We start from the raw sequence: 17,879 nt of genomic DNA on the forward strand, positions 1-17,879 counted from the left end.
CTCCACCTTTGTCCAGTGGATTGGGAGGTTTTTTGATTGTACCTGTGTTGTGGAGTGGGAGGTTAGATGTGTACCTATCCTGTTGAGTGGTGGAGGTTAGATGTGTACCTGTCCTGTTGAATGATGAGGGAGATGTTTACTTGGCCTGTTGGAGTAGAGTGGGAGTTTTTAGAGGTATACCTGTCTAGTGGAGTCGGAGATTTTGKGGTGTCCTAATGGCCACGATGAAAATTTGTTAGAAAGCTAGCTAGAAAAAGGGGTACACTAGAGTAACTATTAACTTTCGAGCAACGGAGGACTAATGTGATTATTCGACTTGGATTCGTATCAACTGCAATGGCTATTTATAATAACACGCCTAGCTCGACGTTCACGTACAAGCTATTCTCCGAGCGGCCATGCGAAGAGGCCATGCAGCGTGCTATCGAAATTGGCCGCAAAAACCTCCAAGCGACGCAGCGAATTCTCTATTATAATGCCGCTCATGGCATTCGTTTGTTTCGACTTTCGTCCGCACTAATCCCTCTGGCCACTCATCCGGATGTGCAGATTGATGTTGCCGGGGAGTATGCTGACGAGCTTCGGAAGCTCGGTGACTTCGCGAAGGCACACGATATGCGGCTCAGCATGCACCCCAATCAATTCACCTTGCTCAACGGAAGCGATAAGGTCGTTGCTGCGGCGATTGAGGATTTGAATTATCATGCGGCCATTCTGGATGGCATGGGGCTGGACGAAGCCGCCATCATTAACATCCATGTTGGCGGTGTGTATGGTGATAAGGAGGCTGCGACGCAGAAGCTTTTCGACAACGCGCCGAAGGTGCCCGAGTCTGCGATGCGGCGGCTGACTTTTGAGAACGATGACAAAACGTACACGCTCGAAGAAACGCTCACCGTAAGTCAGAGGCTGCAGCGCCCGTGCATGCTGGATTTGCATCACGACTGGTGCAATCCGTCCGCCCTTTCTCCCATCGATCTGCTTCCTCAGATTGCCCAAACATGGGGAGAACTGCCTATGAAGATCCACGTCTCCTCGCCCAAGAGCGAGAAGGAATTTCGCTCCCACGCGGACTACATAGAGCCCGAGATGCTTACAGCTTTTCTCAAAAGCTGCAAAGAGATTGGTCTCACCCGCATCGACGTCATGATTGAAGCGAAGGTGAAGGATTTGGCTTTGTTTCGTCTTGCAGAGCAACTTGGCAAAATCCGCGGTGTAAAGCGGTTGGAGGGTGGGGTTTTGAGCTGGTGAGATTATAAACTACAAAAAGAACCGGATCTGATAATCTCAGATTCGGTTCTTTTCCGTCTTATCCAGGGCTGCATTGGCCTGGTGTATATTTTTCACATAACGCAAGGCGTTAATTTCGCCGCCGATAATGATAATGAGCGCTGAGATGTAGAACCAGGTCATCAGCACGATGATCCCGCCAATACTGCCGTACGTCGCGCTGTAGTTGGTGAAGCTGTTGACATAGAAGGAGAACGCTAGCGACGTTCCTTGCCAACCAATGGAGGCGAACAAGGCGCCTGGCAGCACGCTTTTACACGTTAAGCACGTGTTGGGTGCAATATAGTAAATGCCGATGAAGACGACAAAAATGATGACAAAGTTAATAATCCAGCGAAGATTGTTCCACAACTCAATATGGGCACTCGCCACATGTACGTGCTCCGCTAACCAATCCCCAATCCAGTGACCGAACACGCTGAGCAGCAGCGCTGAGATGATCACGACTAACATACCTAACGTAAGCATGATAGCTAAAAAGCGAGAGTGAATGAAGCTTTTACGCTCGGGCAAGCCGTATGCTTTGTTGACAGCCCGAACAATAGCGTTCATTGCCGCGCTGGCGCTCACTAGGGCCAAGATGATCCCGAAGGAGAGTGTTCCGCCTCTTTTGACATTGAGCAGATTACTGAGCGTTTCCTCGAGCCACCCTGCCACAGCACCCGGAATGTACTCCCGAATCAAGCCGACGACATCGTCGGAGGAGAACGGCAAGTAGCCGAGTAAGCTCATTACGAACAGCAATAATGGAAAAAGGGAGAGCAGAAAATAGTATGCGCACTGCGCAGCCAGCCCGGTGGCATCGTGTTCATTGAACTGCCCCCACAATAATTTAACGTAAGATTTAACCATACGGCTATTTTTCCTTTCATACGGCTATAATTGTGGTAAAATAGGTGGTTCAGTCTTGCACGAAACAATGTTATGAAACAGGTGGTCGACACATGAATACCATGCCTATGTATACAACGCCTTTAGGCTTTAAACCAACTACTGAACGCCCGGTCCCTCATGCCCAAATGGCGCTTCTTACCAATAGCACAAAGCTTGTACCCGATGGTGATTCCGATAGTTATTTCTTCCGCGACTTAGAGGAACACGGTATCCTTCTCAATGAAGCTCAGATCAAGGCTGTCAGGCACTTCAAAGGCCCTCTTCTCACGCTAGCTGGCGCAGGTTCAGGGAAAACGACGGTACTTGTGTGCCGCGTCGCCTACTTGCTCCGTGTCCATCAGGTACAGCCTGCGAATCTACTTCTTATTACGTTTTCCAAAAAGGCTGCTGAAGAAATGCGGGAACGTCTCACGACGATGCCTGGTCTTCATGCGAGTATGGCGAACGTGATGCAGGTGCGGACGTTTCATGCTTTTTGCCTGCGATTACTGCGGATGAACGGGCTGCAGCAGGAAATTCTGAGCGATGGCCGCTTTCAGCAAATTGTTTTCAAGCGGATCATGCTTAGTATGGGCTTGCAGGATACGTATCAGCCTGAAGTGCTCATTTCCCTGCTCTCCTCTTACAAAATGCAGCTCATCGAGGTCGAAGATCTCCCGGAAGGCACAGAAGAGGAACGGGAAGCAAAGAAAATTTTCTTGCAGTATGAACAGTGGAAAATGGAGCAACAGAAGATCGATTTCGATGATATTTTGATCAAGGCATACCAACTGCTCCTCCACAATCCCGACATTCTCCGCTCCATGCAACGCAAATTTACATACATCAGTGTCGATGAGTTCCAAGATACGAATACCGTTCAGTATGAAATTATTAAAATGATTGCGGCAGTTCATCAGAATCTGATGGTTGTTGGTGACGATGACCAGACGATTTACTCGTTCAATGGGGCGAGAAATGAGTTTATTTTGCAATTCCATGAGCAGTACCCCACGGCAACAACCGTGACGCTTGATATCAACTATCGCTCGACGTCGAGTATTGTTGGCTTAGGCAATGCGATCATTAAGCATAATGTGCAGCGAAAATCCAAGACACTTCTGGCCACCAAGGAAAGCACACTTAAGCCGCACTATGTGAAGCCTGCGAACAGTGATGACGAGGCGGACTGGTTAATCGACGATCTTCGGCTTAAGGTAGCTGAGGGCGGCAGGCAGTATGGGGATTTCGCGATTTTGTATCGGACGGCGAGTAACAGTCGGGCTATTATTGAGGCGTTAATCCTGCATAACCTCCCTTTTGTCGATTATGGTTCGAATGATTCCTTCTATGAACAGTGGATGGTGAAGCCGATTATTGACCATTTGCGAATTGCGCATGAGCGTCGGAATTTCGAAGCGATCGAAGGGGTCCTCCCCTCATTATATATTGGACGAGACCAAGGCATGCGTATTATTCAAGATCAAGAAGCGATTCAGGCGAAAAAGTGGCCTTTAATCCATCTGCTGGGTCTCCCACAGTTAAAGGAATTTCAGAAAGAAAAGCTGAAAGCCCGCATTCGTCTGATCAAATCCCTCGTCGAGATGACACCGCTCGCAGCCATTCAAGCGATTCGCAAAGATTTCTACGATGCGTTTCTCGAGACGAATAAGCGCAGTAAGCTTACACAGCATCGTGAGATGCTGAAGGAAACGCTGGACGAACTGGAATCCTCTGCGAAGAGGTTCAACACGGTCGAGCAGTTCCTTTATTTTATCCATGAAGTAGCGGAAAAACGCACGGAAATGCGGATGCAAAGCAAAGAACAATTTGCGGATAAAATCTCGCTGATGACGATTCATAAATCGAAGGGACTCGAGTTCCCGATCGTGTACCTGCTCTGTGCGATTGAAGGCAATATGCCGCATTCCTCGGCACTCGATGCAAGCCATTTGGACGATGTCAAAATGGCGGGCGTTGCGGGGCGCGACAAAGGAACTGCCGCGCTTGAGGAAGAACGGCGACTGGCTTATGTCGCCGTGACAAGGGCGAAGGGCGAGCTGCTGATCAGCTCGCCGGCGTTCTACCGCGGGAAGAAGGCGGAGCCTTCCCGCTTCTTGCTGTCCGCGTTCCCTGGCGCGGACGCAGGCATTGTCACCAGCCGCAGCAAGCCGGCTGGCGGGTTCTCGGCCGCTGGCGGAGCTGCGGCCGGGCGTTCAGTCGCTGGCGCAGCCGCGACTGGAAGTGCTGCGACCGCGACCGAGCGGGTCGCGGCGTGGTTGTGCAGCGCGACCGGCTGCAAAGCCTGGTCGCGGATCTCTTCGCCGCAGGAGGCCCGACTCGCGGCGAAGGCGTGCCCGCTGTGCGGCGCGGGCATGGTCAAGGGCAGCCGCGAGATCGCGCTTGCGCGGCGGTAGCGGCTATTTTGATCTTCTCCTTTAGCTTGTGTCGTTCCCGCGAAAACAAATGTTGTACAGCATACAACATTACCCTACTACATGCGCCGTCAAACATTAGAATGTTATATTTTTGTGCGTTAGCGTGCCGCCGCTGACGGGGCTGATGCCCTTGCGCACAGTTTTTGTGCGCTAGCGTGCCGCCGAGGACCGGCCTGATGCCCTTGCGCACAGTTTTTGTGCGCTAGCGTGCACCGCTGGCCGGCATGATACCCTTGCGCACAATTTTTGTGCGCTAGCGTGCACCGCTGGCCGGCATGATGCCCTTGCGCACAATTTTTGTGCGCTAGCGTGCCGCCGAGGACCGGCCTGATGCCCTTGCGCACAGTTTTTGTGCGCTAGTGTGCCGCCGCTGGCCGGCTTGATGCCCTTGCGCACAGTTTTTGTGCGCTAGCGTGCCGCCGCTGGCCGGCATGATGCCCTTGCGCACAGTTATCTCCAACGCTAAAGAGCAGCCATCCCACAAGGGATGACTGCTCTTTTCTTTCATCTCGACATTTTACACAAACGCATTTTACACTAACGCTCTCAACGCCTCCAAAGCTGCCTCATAATCCGGATGGTGACTCATTTCAGTCAAATACTCCACATAGCGAACCGTATCATTCGCATCCACGATGAAGATCGCACGCTGATCCAACTGGATCTCTTTGATAAGCACGCCATATGCTTGACCGAACGAGCGATTTTTGTAATCGGAAAGGGTGACGACTTTATCAATCCCCGCAGCGCCACAGAAACGACTTTGTGCAAATGGCAGATCCACCGATATCGTCAAAATAACGACGTCATCACCAAGTTTGTCAGCTTCCACATTGAACCGGCGCGTCTGAGCGTCACATGTCCCTGTATCGACGGATGGCACAACGGAAATGAGCTTTACTTTGCCCGCATAATCCGCCAGGCTGACTTCGGTCATCAAATCCTTATTCACTTTAAAATCGGGTGCTTGATCCCCTACTTTGATTTCTGGCCCCAGTAAAGTGATGGGGTTACCGCCAAGGGTGGCGATGCCTGTGCGTTCTTGTAGGTGTGTCTGTGTCATATCATAGTCCTCCTAAGGTATATGTGAATGGTTTGTTTTTCCTAGTATTTCGACCTAGCTTAAACCGCTGCAATAACAGCCTTTAACTTCTCTTTGCTTTGCAACCCAACCAACTGATCGACGACTTGCCCATCTTTAAAAACAAGTAAGGTCGGGATGCTCATCACGTTGTATTTCGCAGCGGACTCGGGATTATCATCTACGTTGATTTTAACGATTTTCGCGGAGTCACCGACTTCAGCTGATAGTTCATCTAGGATTGGAGCGATCATTTTACAAGGGCCGCACCATGGCGCCCAGAAATCGACGAGGACGGTACCGGTCCCCGTTTCATTTTGAAAAGTAGCATCTGAAATATGATTAACGGACATAGCTCATTCCTCCTTGTAGTTCGTGCTCTTCATTCACTTGTTGCTCCGAAATAAAGCGTTCGGCATCGAGCGCGGCCATACAGCCGCTTCCTGCTGAAGTAATCGCTTGACGATAGATCCGATCTTGTACATCACCACAAGCGAATACTCCTGGGATCGTGGTTTGGGATGTACCTGGGATTACCTGCAAGTAACCAAGCTCATCGGTTGGCAGCTGCCCGCCTAAGAAACCCGTATTCGGGGTATGCCCGATCGCTAGGAAAATCCCGTCCGCCTCAAGCAACTCTTCTTCACCTGTAGCGTTATTGTGGACCTTCAGTCCTGTCACACCCAGCGGCCCTGCCACCACTTCAAGTGGTGTACGGTTCAAGCTCCAAGCTACTTTGCTATTGCCGCGAGCGTGATCCTGCATGATTTTTGAAGCTTTGAGATCGTCTCTACGATGGACTATACGCACTTCGGAAGCGAATCGAGTTAAAAACTGTGCCTCCTCCATTGCCGTATCACCGCCGCCAATAACGATGATCTTTTTGTTCCGGAAGAAAAATCCGTCACACGTTGCACATGTACTTACCCCTTTGCCGATATTGTCGGCTTCACCAGGTATCCCTAATTTCTTAGCTGTTGCACCTGTTGAAATAATCAGCGAGTCTGCGGTCAATTGCCCGCCATCCTCGAGAAATAAGGTAAATGGACGCCTAGAGAAGTCCACTTCTGTAACGCGCCCCGACTGAATCGTTGCCCCGAAGCGAAGCGCTTGTTTCCGCATATTGTCCATTAGCTCAGGCCCCGTAATCCCATTAGGGAAACCTGGGAAGTTATCGACTTCTGTTGTTGTGGTCAGTTGACCACCTGGCTGTATGCCCTCTATAACTAGCGGTGAGATGTTCGCTCTTGCTAAGTAGATGGCTGCGGTTAGTCCCGCAGGTCCTGTTCCGATAATGATCGCTTTGTGATGCATAGGAATTCCTCCTTTTAACTACCGAAATACTGATGTTCCCGAATTAATATTGTGTACAATTCAATTTGTAGCAAACCTTATGAATGAATCATACCAATCCTATTTTATTTTGTCAACAATTAAATTGTGTACAATTAAATAATGTGTACCTATTATGTATTAAGCTCACGTTCAGCTTCCACTCATACTTCCTTCAGCTTGGTCAGGCATAATGGGATTCAGAACGAGAACGACACCAACAGTCACATCACGAGAGGACGTATATACATGAAATCAAAAAATAATCGCACATGGGTGTGGACATCATCCGCCCTACTGGTCATCTTGATCGCTTATGCTTCGGTTTTCCCACCCGTTTCTAAAAATAGCGATGAGAAAGCTGTTGCCAAGGTCAATGGAGTTGAAATAAGCACGACGAAGCTGTATAACGCGTTGGTAGCAAGTGGCGGAGCACAAACGTTAGACTCGATGATCACAGAAGAACTTATCAGCCAAGAGAGTAAAAAAGCAGGAATTCAGATCACAGATGCCGATGTGACGAACGAGATTCAAACGATTAAAGCAACATATGGCTCTGAGGATGAATTTAACCAAGCACTTGCCAACTATGGCATGACACTGGACGATTTGAAGAAAAACATGCAATCGCAAGTGACGTTGAAAAAGATTTTGGAGCCACAAGTCACGGTCACAGACGATGAAATCAAAAAATATTATGATGAAAATTTAGAATCATTAAAAGTACCTGCGCAAGTGAAAGCTTCTCATATCTCTGTAGCGACGGAAGCTGAGGCTAATGCAATAATAGCGAAGTTGAAAAGCGGCGGAGATTTCGCAACACTTGCAAAGGAAAGTTCCACGGATGCAGCAACCAAGGATAAAGGCGGAGATCTGGGCTATATCTCGGCAGGACAAGGAGATCCCGTGTTTGAAGCCGCGGCATTTGCTTTGGAAACAGGCGGTGTCAGTTCTGCGGTACAAACAGCAACAGGGTACGATGTTATTAAAGTAACGGATCATAAAGCTGCTTCAACACCTACACTTGCAGACAAAACAGCTACAATTAAACAATCATTAGTTGATCAAAAGATTTCAACGCTTTCCCAGACCTGGTTGGAGCAAAAGAAATCCGAAGCTAAGATTGAAAACAATCTTGCCGATTTGACTAAGACAACCTAGTTCAAGCTTAAGTGAGACGTATGTGAATTCGGGCAAGCATCCGGCGGGACTGATGCGGTCGGGTGAATAGCGCGAGAAAAGCCACCTGCGCCCTGTGCAGCGGATGCCCTCGGACTGAAATAACTGTAAAATACGTAGTTAAATTGAGCCTTTTCCACTCGAAATTCGATTTAGATGGAAAACCTCCAGTTATTTCTATCGGATCTCAGCTATCCTTGAAATATGACGCTATTTAGCTACATGAAATCCATCTATTTGGAAAATTCGAGCTAAATTCACGAAAATAGCTGCATAAAATCCAGTTAATCGGTAGGCGGGACAACTGGTGGGATGGGCGAGCACGTTAGGACGGGTAGGGCGTCTGCAGCATGGACAAACGCATTGAGACGGGGCGGCGTCTAATGGCATGATCGATCGCATTGCGACTGGCGAGGCTTCAGTGAGACGGCCCCGCGGGACCCTCACTACCTACACAACACCCAAAACCCCCTTAGCTACAACAGCTAAGGGGGTTTTCCTATCCTTTACGGTGTGCGAAGCTTCATCTCGTCCAGGCTTTTGAACTGGTAGCCCTGCGCCCGCGCAGCGTCAATGATTCTACCCAGCGCTTCCGTATTGTCACTAGACACGGAGTGCAACAGAATGACGGCACCTGGATGCAGCTGGGCCATCACATTTTTGTAGGCATACTCCCAGCCCTTCTGCTTCTTAGGTTCCCAGTCGCGATACGCAACGGACCAGAACACATTCGTGTAGTTAAGCCCATGGCTGACAGCCAGCGAACGGTCATTGAATATGCCCCGCGGAGCGCGCAGATAGTGCATGTCCTTTTGCCCCGTCACCGCGGCGACCTCGTCTTTCACTTGGTTAAGCTCCTTCTGAATGCGCTCCGCCGGAATCTGACTCATATCGGGATGACTCCATGAATGGTTGCCAATCAGATGCCCCTCGGCGGTCATGCGCTTGAGCAGCTCTGGTTCTGTCCGAATATAGTGGCCTGTCACGAAAAATATAGCCGGCACCTGTTTCTCTTTGAGCACATCCAGAATTCGACCTGTGTAGCCTTGTTCATACCCGTTATCGAAGGTTAAGTACAATTCCTTTTGTGACTGATCGCCTGTAAACACAGCGCCGTGCTGCTTCAAGAGGCCCTTAAATCCCTCTTCATCGATCGATGGCGGCTGGCCGTTGACACTCTTTTTGAAACCAAAATGATAGGTTCCATCCGCTGAGACCGTAGTCATTTGCCCCGCCATAAGAGCTAGGGAAAATAGGAGAATGCGCAAGATTTTCATATGGATGTCATGCACTCCTTGCCTTGTGTGATGAGTTGCGGCGAGTTACAGCCAATTGTGACTGTTACTAATATGCCACACCACGGCAGGAGATTATGTGTAAGCCACCTGATTGAATCCCAATATTATATTTCGCATCCTCCGAATTCTGTGATATCCCCCCATTCCACTTGGCTTTCATCTGAATAGAATAGAGTACATGATCTGTAGGGGTGGAGATTCATATTCGTAGACGAGATCCTAAACCAATCAAAGAAGATTTACTGCATGTCCTAAAGCTATCGTCAGAGGAAGACATTTATACAGCACAGGTTAACGGATTTTCTTTAGCCGATATCGCGAGAGCTAACCAGGTTGATGTACAGAAGGTCATTGAACTCCAGTTAGCGGAGCTAACGGAGCAGCTGCAATTGCGACTTTTTAATGGCAGCATCACACCCGAGCAATATCTAGCCCAGCGTGCTGAGTTGCCGGAAATCATTAGTAAAAGTGTGTATGCGATGTAATCGCGCGCGGCACCCAGTTGGGGTGCTTTTTTTGTTAGCGAAAGCTGGTTGCTGCCCTGCTTTTATGTCACTATGAGACTACGACCTAGGCTGCCTAGAAAGGAGTTCATGTGCAGTGAATTTCGATCAAAATGATCCCGCTTATTCCGCTAATTGATCATATTCAGGTGGCTTGTTCCGCCTTAGCTGTTACAAGTTCACCTAGCAAATATCAATTCGTTATCATTCGCCAAGGTCATCTCACGCTACACTTCGCCGGCCATGAACCACGGGAACAACGCTGATGAGCTACTTGTATGCCTTGCGTATTGAGAAAGCCAAGATCATGTTTCTGCAGACAGATCTGTTGGCCAAAGAGATTGCAAGCCGCGTTGGAAAAACTGGAAAACATACAGCTAATTCGTTCCTATTTTGGGGAACCGGGCTAAATCCCGAAAATTAGCTGCAGGAAATACATCTAAACCTTCAAAATCTGTGAAACAGAGCTCAATTAGATGGAGAAAATCCAGTTGTTCTTCTCTTAAGTAACTCCCAGTGCTGCCTATTGTCCGTTTGCGCTTCTTAAGCCCCTATTGTGTCAAACTAGCTAATCTTGAAGAGGCAATCACTTGGGTTGCCTCTTCGGTTGAGGTGGACTCGACTCGGGCGACAGAGTACCTGTGGATAAGTACCCTTTCCCAGCTTTACCTGTAAAAACTACAGTTAATTTTCGCGAATTCGCTTGTTTCTGACAAATAACTGGAAAACATACAGCTAATTCGTTCCGATTTTGGGGAATCGGGCCAAAACCAGGGATTTAACTGTAGGAAATACATTTAATCCCTCGAATACGTGAAACAGAGCTAATTTAGATGGAGAAAATCCAGTTATTCGTGTCTGAAGCGCTGATTGGATGCGGGAGTGGGATTGGAGGAATCGAGTTAGTGTCTGTTAAGCTGATTGGATGGGGAAAGTAGGGACTGGACGGGGATCGGGTGAGTCAAATGTGCAGATTAAAGGGAGAAGTGGAGAGTGGATGGGGTTCGGAGGCGTGTCTGATGCGGATGAACCGGATGAATGGGGAAGTGTGCTTGGACGAGGGATCGAGTTCGATTCTGGCGCGCTGATTTTTTGAAGGATGGGGAGTTTATGTTAGTGCTTATAAGTTCCCACTACCAAAAAGGAGTCCAACCCCTTACCAGGGTTGGACTCCTTTGCTGTTTACTAGTCTAGATCATGCCGCGCAGCCGATCCGCAATGACGCGCATCATGCTGCGCAGTACGTCGATGTTCTGGAAGCAGAAGCTCAGCACAAGGTCACGGTGCAGCTGGAGCAGCACGGCTGGGTCCTTTGCTGTGCAATCCGCTGATCGAGGGCCGCTGTCGATGATGGCCATTTCGCCGAAGAATGCACCTTCGCCTAGCAGCGCGTACTCCTCACTGCCGCGGTGGACACGGATGCTGCCTTCGATGATGCCATACATCGTATCTCCGAAGTCCCCTGCACGGCAGATCGCTTCGCCAGGCTCATACGCAACTTCCTCGACCATTTGAGCCAACCAAATAAAGTCATTTGGGCCCAGATGGGCGAAAAGGTCGATCTTTTGCAAGACGAGGATCCGGCGTAAAATCGCTTCATCCCTCGTCAATTCCGCCACCGTCTGTGGCTCCTGCAATGCCGCAACAGCAGCCTCCGCCTGAGCAAGCACAAGCTCTGACCGTGCAGCTTCTTCATCCCCATCTCGTCCTTGATCTTGATCTTGATCTTGACCTTGACCTTGACCTTTATCTTGTCCTTGATCTTGACCTTGACCTTGACCTTTATCTTGTCCTTGATCTTGACCTTGACCTTGACCTTTATCTTGTCCTTGATCTTGATCTTGTCCTTCTTCGTGACCTTGTTCTCGCACTTGTCCTTGCTCTTGATCTTCTCCTTGACCTTCCACCAGAGCTTGCCCCGGATCTCCAGCCAACTCTTCCCCCTGCTCCGCCGCAGAAGCCTGCGCTTTCCCCTGTCCACGTTCCAACTCGGAGCGCAGTCTGCGCGAAAGCAGCTTCATCATTTCAACAGCAATGCTCGTCTGATCGAACATCATATCGTAGAACACAGATGAGTCCAGACGCCACAGTACCATGTCTTCTTCAGCTTTAATCGTTGCTGTACGCGCACTGTTTGTCAGAATCGCCATCTCACCGAAACAATCGCCCAGATTCAGCTCACCGAGGAGCTGCTTGTTGCGGTAGACACCAGCTCTGCCCTCATCTACCAGCATAAGCGAGTCGCCTGGATCGCCTTCTTTAATAATCGTATCGCCTTGTTCGACGGCCAATTTATGCAGTCGCTTCGCGATAACAGATAAGTCTCTGCTCGTGAGACCCTGGAATAACGAAACACGACGAAGCAACTGCACGCGATGCATGAGATCTGCAAGCTCGACGTTTACCACCGTAACCGACTTCCGAGGCGTATGGTACTGGATCGTTTGAGTCAGCCATTCATCCCCTTGCTTAGCTAGCCAGCTCAAATGCAAATTCAGCTCAACCTTGCTTGCGGCTACCTTGGACAGATTGCGAGAGCCTGCCATGAATTTGGCCATCTCTGTACGCAAAGTCCCTTGAAGCGTCTGATCAATAACCTCTTCGGCATTGGCCTGCTGACGCGAATCTCCTTCCGACCAGTCCAGATACACGGCCTGCATGGTTTGCCCATCTTTTAGAAGCGCCAACAATAAAAACACACGTCTTGTAATGGCCGTACGAATTTCGCCAATCATCTTCTCTATTTCCGCATAGTCATCTTCACCAACAATGCATGCGCCATGCTCAGCAAACTGGGCATACAGCGTAAGCTCTTGGAAAATATACGCCTCCACCTTGCGGCTATCCGGCTGAGGCAATTGCTTACTCATGCGTTGCAATGACTCTAAGATACGGTCCCGCAAGGCGTATGGCGCTTTCTCGTAACAAGCAAACAACATGTCCATCGCACGTTGTGTTCCCATGCTTTCAAACACTGCAGGCAAATATAAGTTAATTTCCTGCTGCTCCAAGTATGGCGCCAGCTGTGGCAGCACATCATCTTCGTCGTACGCGGCGAGCCCGGCGATGGCGTAGCGCCGGGTTTTGCTATCTTTTAACATACCAATAATCGGTACAAGTAACGGAGGCACGTGCAAAATAGCTGCGGACTCCAAAGCCCGAATTCGAACCAACGGACTATTATCCTGCAAAAGGGAGATAAGCGGCTTGTAGAAGTTTTTCACACGGATTTGTCCAAATAATGCGGCCATCGCGATCCGTTCCTCTTCGTGTCCGCTCTCCATCATCTCTTTCAGCTTCCCAACTGCTCGGAACATGCCTTCAATACTATAATATTTGACTAAACCCGCAATCGTTGCTGCTTGAACCTCGACAGAGGGGTCTTCCAAATGCACAGTAATCTCATCGACATAATCTTCTTCCGCATAAGCAGAGAGCGCGATAATCGCCTTAGCTCTGACTTGTACATGTTCAGATGCGATCAGTTCCTGCAAAACAGGCTCAAAACCTTCCGGCACCTTCATCTCCACATACGCCAAGGCTTCTAAGCGAATTTCGGGTATGGCATGACGCAGTAAACCGTCCAAATGCGGCGTTAGATCAAACGAGCTTGTCTCCTTCAAAAGACCGAACGCATACAGCGCTTGCTGCTTGTCCGAACCGTTCAGTGCATCAACCAAGATTTGCCGAGTCACGGAATCCATGAGGTTAAGCTCGACTTTTTGCAGGTCGTCGCCGCCTGTTTTGAGATTGGACAAGAGCGTTGTTAAGTAGGCTTTCTTTACCTTGATGCCCGCAAAAATCCCCACAACGAGCAAAACTAACACGATATAACTCAACTTCTCAGGGGCTACGAATCGAGTAACGAGGAGAAGACAGATGGCTGCAAGTCCTTTGGCACCGTTACGGACAATCCCGTCCAAGAAGCCCTTCGCTTTATTCCGCCATTCCGGAGGAACGGGGAACATCACTAATTGGCTCACAGAGGAGTAGATCGTGTCACCAACGACTTTATCGCTTCCTTTGACCACAACCGCCATAGCCAGGACCGGCAATACGAGGATTCCGAGACTTCCCGCGAAGAGAGCAATCGGGAAAATTAACAGCGCCGTCATCACACCGAATCGCGTAATCACACGCCCTGACACGAATAATTGCACACAGAGGGCAATCAACCCAGAGAAGCCGTAGAAGCTTCCCATGAAGCCGGCTAATGCTTCATTTTGCAAGGTGCCGCGCAGAATGACCTTGAACTGATAATCAATTAAGGTTAGCGAAACGACGAGTGCAGCAGCCAGAATCGCGACATATTTGAGATGAGGCACACTCGCGAAAAGGCCGCCTTTTTGCTGGACAGATGAAGACTTAGACGAGGCTTTGCGACCCTGCACTGGCTTCGAATCACCCTGATCTTTGGTCATGCCCAAGATGACAAGCACAACGACAAGACCAAGTAATTGCAGTCCGGCATATACATAGATTAAATTAGCCGTTCCGACGAGTGGAACAAGAACCTTGAGGCCGAAGCCGCTCAAAATTCCGCCCATAATCCCCCCGCTGCCTACGAGCCCGATCATCTGCTTCGCTTTCCGCCCGTCCATTACCGAAGTTGCGAACTGCCAGAAGCAGACAATCATCAGGAAATTGAACACATCGTATCCGATGTAAATGACAGGAAACACCCAGCGCAGCTCGAGTCCTACACCGAATCTAGAGATCAGCACGAAAGCCGAGATCAGCGGAATCATCAGCTTGAGGAGAGTTTCTAAGCGTACCTTAGGCGAGAAACGTTGGAATACGATACCTGCTGTAATCATAACGAGTGCCTGCGGCAAGTACATCAGGGACAAATAGGAATTGTCGAACCGACTTAGGAAGAGTGTATCCGCCGCCGTTCGTCCGATTGTTGATGCCGATACCACGAAGAACAAATAGGCAAATAACAGAAATACTTTCCTGTATTCCTTCTTATCCTCACTCATTTTATTTAAAAAGGATCGATACGTTTTACTAATACTGCTGCTCACACGGCACCTCATTCTAAAAATTAAACGATCATGACTCTTTCCTAAAATTGTACCAGAAGTCCTAGGAAAAAATAACTACATTTTCAACAAAATGACGTAAGAACATACAAAAAAAGACATCATCCGTAGATGTGTCTTCCGCTAGTAGACATTTTATTAAATTCTAAAATTGTCGCCTCTCCAGCTGCGTACTGCTTTCTTAATCGCATCCGGAGTCATCCGCTCCGCTGCTGCCTTCTTACAAAGTGCAGGAAACTCTTCATCCGATGCAAAACGCAAAGCCGCAATTTGTCCCATCGTTAACTTCTTATCTAGCAGCTTCTGTGTCAGCACAAAGTGCCGAAGGTTCTCTTCTGCTCGAATCGCCCGATCCTGAGCCTTGATTGGGTAGGTACGGATAAGCAAAAAAATCACAACCACAATAACAGCTATGAGGACAAAAATGACTGCTGGCAGTACCTGATCGTTGGCCTTTAAGGCACTAACAAGCTGCATAATGGATAGAACCACTAAGCCTACTGCCAACAACGAAAAGACATAGTGATACAACGGATGCATACGTCGATGATTGACATAATTCTGAACCTTCATCTACTTATTTCCCCACAATCTGAGTAATCTCACTCTCTAATAATAGATAACGGTGCACACTTCGCATGATCGGCACTTTCGTCAAATTGTTTTTGTCCACATATTGCTTCATCTGATCTTTCGACAAACCTAAGATTTTACCCGCTTCCATTACCGTGAGCACCGCTTCATTGCTAGTCGCGTTGAAGGTTGTCTTCACCTTTTGATTCCAGTCTTCAAATGATTGCATGTTTTCGCACCCTTCTCAATCCGATCCTTCTATTATAGCACGAAAACACCCTCATCACCCAATTACCTTCATCTGCCACCTAGGACTCCTCTTCGCTCATGAGCGCCAGCAGTGCTTTCGGCAACGCAAATTTCTGATTGCTTATCATGATTTGATTCAAGGCATCTTCGGCGATATCCGCCTGCTCTTCCTTAATCACACTGATCTCAGCATGCAGCCGTTCCATCTGTGAATCAAGTGCCGCCGCTGAGGCTGCCGCTTGCTTTAATTCTTCTAAGAGACGAGCAGGTACAGCTTGGTTGCCTTCATTGAATTTATAAAATATTTTATGCTCCAGGCTCGCCCAACAGTCCATGGCAATCGTACGAATTTGCACTTCCATACAGACGCGCTCTTCGCGGTCCGACATATGTACTGGCACTTCAATGAGCAAATGTAAGCTTTGGTAGCCATTGGGCTTCGGATTTTTGATATAGTCTTTTTCGCTCAAAATATGAAGGTCATTCTGATTTCTCAGCATCTTGGAAATGACATAAATATCGGACACGAACGAGCATGTAATTCGCAAACCGGCAATGTCCTTCACGCTGCCCTTAATGCCTTCGAAAGAGAGCTCTCCGCCTTTTCTCATCAGCTTTTGAAAAATACCTTCAGGCGATTTCAACCGAGATTTCGTATGTTCAATCGGGTTATATTCATGCAGCATCTCGAATTCTTGAACGAGGATATCGATTCTCGTCTCCATTTCATCCAGCGCAAACTTATAGGTCATCATAAAGCGTGTAATTTCGTGTTTAAACTTTTTCAAATCATTCATCGAAAACTGATTCGTAATCATATTCATACCGAGTCCATCCTTAAATTATCGTTATTTTTCCATTCCTTGCTAGTTTAAATCATGGAGATCGCTCTACGCAAATGCAGCGATGAGAAAAGACACCGCTTGGGTGTCTTTCGTGTCTGTTGTATGAATTAGTGCATTTTATACGTGAAGTAATCGCTTTTTAGAGTGCCCCAGCGATTCAGAATCATGTTGGCATTTTTCGTATCTTCGCTGTGAGACTACAGCAAGATAACATTAAAGTTATCCACAATGACCCCTTCTTTTTCTCAATGCTTGTACATAGAAATGGAGAGAGACACCCGCGAAAGGATGTGCTTTCCCACTATGGCGATGCAGCACTTGCTATCTAATCAAATGGAGCTTTTCCTGCAATATGGACTAGCTATTTTCTGGACCATCACCTATATTCTCATCATTATCCAAGGGTTCAAGGATCGCGCCTGCGGCATGCCACTGGCAGCTATTTGCGCTAATATCACGTGGGAGTTTCTGTTCGCCTTCGTGATGCCATTTCACCCGCTGCAGATGGTCATTTCGCTGGTCTGGTTTCTGCTGGACTGTGTCATTCTTTTTCAAGGTGTCTATTTTGCCAACCGCCAGTTTCCGCCACGCCTGCTCCTGCCAGCGATCTTCTCTTTACTTGTCATTTCTCTGCTGCTCCATGTCGGCATGGTCGTCGAGTTTCATGATCAGGAAGGTAAATACACAGCCTTTGGCATCAATCTGATGATGTCGATCTTGTTTATCAAGTTGCCTTTCACCCAAGGCCTCAAGGGCCAGACGATCTACATCGCCTACTACAAAATGATCGGCACCTTGTGCGCATCTATCCTCTGCTACTCGTTGTACCCGGACTCTTTTCTACTTACCATTATGTGCGTGTTAGTGACGATTGCGGATATTGTCTATATTGCGATTGTTCATCGGGCTTTGCGCATGACGAAAGGTTCGAATGCCCAGTTGGTACCTACCCTCCGTGCCTAGCAAAAAAAGAGGATCCTCCATATGTCCCCCTCGAAAGGGAACGCGGATGTCCTAATTGCGGATAAATAGGAAAAATCATCATCGAAGGGGAACTACAATGCCCTATTTTGCCAAAAAACTCGATAAATAACGAAAATCAGCAAATTAGCGCATCTACGTTCCCCTCGGATTCCGATATCGAGCGATTCCAACCAAATAAGGTTTCTAAGT

16 protein-coding genes are annotated in these 17,879 nt (G+C 48.4%); 7 read left to right on the plus strand and 9 right to left on the minus strand.

Annotated features, from left to right (window positions below):
- The first annotated feature begins 303 nt into the window (after positions 1–303).
- Positions 304–1,251 carry a UV DNA damage repair endonuclease UvsE gene (gene uvsE, locus AC1DLM_RS03995; protein WP_441992357.1) on the plus strand — a complete coding sequence of 316 codons (948 nt, stop codon included), beginning with the start codon at positions 304–306 and terminating at the stop codon, positions 1,249–1,251.
- A gap of 36 nt (positions 1,252–1,287) precedes the next feature.
- Here the strand turns inward: uvsE and AC1DLM_RS04000 are convergent, their stop codons facing one another.
- The gene (locus tag AC1DLM_RS04000) at positions 1,288–2,142 is read right to left on the minus strand and encodes a YihY/virulence factor BrkB family protein (RefSeq protein WP_441992358.1); all 855 of its coding nucleotides are present in this window, start codon (positions 2,140–2,142) and stop codon (positions 1,288–1,290) included.
- Positions 2,143–2,234: 92 nt separating this feature from the next.
- Here AC1DLM_RS04000 and AC1DLM_RS04005 point away from each other — a divergent pair, with 92 nt between their 5' ends.
- Positions 2,235–4,580, plus strand: coding sequence for a UvrD-helicase domain-containing protein (locus tag AC1DLM_RS04005; protein WP_477569182.1), 2,346 nt, complete (start codon positions 2,235–2,237; stop codon positions 4,578–4,580).
- Between the two features lie 553 nt (positions 4,581–5,133).
- Here the strand turns inward: AC1DLM_RS04005 and tpx are convergent.
- The 3 genes from tpx to trxB are packed head-to-tail and all read right to left on the minus strand — an operon-like array spanning position 5,134 to position 6,996.
- Positions 5,134–5,664, minus strand: a complete 531-nt coding sequence (gene tpx, locus AC1DLM_RS04010) for a thiol peroxidase (protein WP_477569183.1) — start codon at positions 5,662–5,664, stop codon at positions 5,134–5,136.
- Positions 5,665–5,723: 59 nt separating this feature from the next.
- Positions 5,724–6,035, minus strand: coding sequence for a thioredoxin (gene trxA, locus AC1DLM_RS04015; protein ID WP_441992360.1), 312 nt, complete (start codon positions 6,033–6,035; stop codon positions 5,724–5,726).
- A complete protein-coding gene (gene trxB, locus AC1DLM_RS04020; protein WP_477569184.1) occupies positions 6,025–6,996 on the minus strand; it encodes a thioredoxin-disulfide reductase in 972 nt (323 codons plus the stop codon). The genes trxA and trxB overlap by 11 nt, the downstream gene beginning before the upstream one ends.
- A gap of 267 nt (positions 6,997–7,263) precedes the next feature.
- On the opposite strand from trxB, the gene AC1DLM_RS04025 reads away from it, so the two are divergent.
- Positions 7,264–8,175: a peptidylprolyl isomerase gene (locus AC1DLM_RS04025; RefSeq protein ID WP_477569185.1), complete on the plus strand. Its 912-nt coding sequence runs from the start codon at positions 7,264–7,266 to the stop codon at positions 8,173–8,175.
- A gap of 524 nt (positions 8,176–8,699) precedes the next feature.
- On the opposite strand, the gene pdaA is transcribed toward AC1DLM_RS04025, so the two are convergent.
- Positions 8,700–9,470 (minus strand): delta-lactam-biosynthetic de-N-acetylase, encoded by a 771-nt coding sequence (gene pdaA, locus AC1DLM_RS04030; protein WP_477569186.1) that lies wholly within the window; start codon positions 9,468–9,470, stop codon positions 8,700–8,702.
- 212 nt (positions 9,471–9,682) lie between these two features.
- Here pdaA and AC1DLM_RS04035 point away from each other — a divergent pair, with 212 nt between their 5' ends.
- From AC1DLM_RS04035 to AC1DLM_RS04045, 3 genes are all read left to right on the plus strand, one after another.
- Positions 9,683–9,976: a hypothetical protein gene (locus AC1DLM_RS04035; protein ID WP_441992364.1), complete on the plus strand. Its 294-nt coding sequence runs from the start codon at positions 9,683–9,685 to the stop codon at positions 9,974–9,976.
- A 283-nt stretch (positions 9,977–10,259) separates the two neighbouring features.
- Positions 10,260–10,418 carry a hypothetical protein gene (locus tag AC1DLM_RS04040; protein WP_441992365.1) on the plus strand — a complete coding sequence of 53 codons (159 nt, stop codon included), beginning with the start codon at positions 10,260–10,262 and terminating at the stop codon, positions 10,416–10,418.
- A gap of 543 nt (positions 10,419–10,961) precedes the next feature.
- Complete coding sequence (locus AC1DLM_RS04045; protein ID WP_477569187.1) at positions 10,962–11,090, plus strand: hypothetical protein; 129 nt, start codon at positions 10,962–10,964, stop codon at positions 11,088–11,090.
- A gap of 94 nt (positions 11,091–11,184) precedes the next feature.
- Here AC1DLM_RS04045 and AC1DLM_RS04050 read toward each other — a convergent pair whose 3' ends face one another.
- The 4 genes from AC1DLM_RS04050 to AC1DLM_RS04065 all read right to left on the minus strand — a co-directional run bounded on the left by AC1DLM_RS04050 (position 11,185) and on the right by AC1DLM_RS04065 (position 16,679).
- Positions 11,185–15,021, minus strand: coding sequence for an Npt1/Npt2 family nucleotide transporter (locus AC1DLM_RS04050; protein WP_477569188.1), 3,837 nt, complete (start codon positions 15,019–15,021; stop codon positions 11,185–11,187).
- 156 nt (positions 15,022–15,177) lie between these two features.
- A complete protein-coding gene (locus tag AC1DLM_RS04055; protein WP_477569189.1) occupies positions 15,178–15,612 on the minus strand; it encodes a DUF6526 family protein in 435 nt (144 codons plus the stop codon).
- A 4-nt stretch (positions 15,613–15,616) separates the two neighbouring features.
- Positions 15,617–15,841 carry a hypothetical protein gene (locus tag AC1DLM_RS04060; protein ID WP_056611059.1) on the minus strand — a complete coding sequence of 75 codons (225 nt, stop codon included), beginning with the start codon at positions 15,839–15,841 and terminating at the stop codon, positions 15,617–15,619.
- 79 nt (positions 15,842–15,920) lie between these two features.
- Positions 15,921–16,679, minus strand: a complete 759-nt coding sequence (locus AC1DLM_RS04065; RefSeq protein ID WP_171629961.1) for a GTP pyrophosphokinase — start codon at positions 16,677–16,679, stop codon at positions 15,921–15,923.
- 330 nt (positions 16,680–17,009) lie between these two features.
- On the opposite strand from AC1DLM_RS04065, the gene AC1DLM_RS04070 reads away from it, so the two are divergent.
- Entirely contained in the window at positions 17,010–17,669 is a 660-nt protein-coding gene (locus AC1DLM_RS04070) for a transmembrane-type terpene cyclase (protein ID WP_477569190.1), read from the plus strand.
- Positions 17,670–17,879: the final 210 nt, after the last annotated feature.

The sequence above is a fragment of the Paenibacillus sp. 01T442 genome (genome assembly GCF_056398345.1).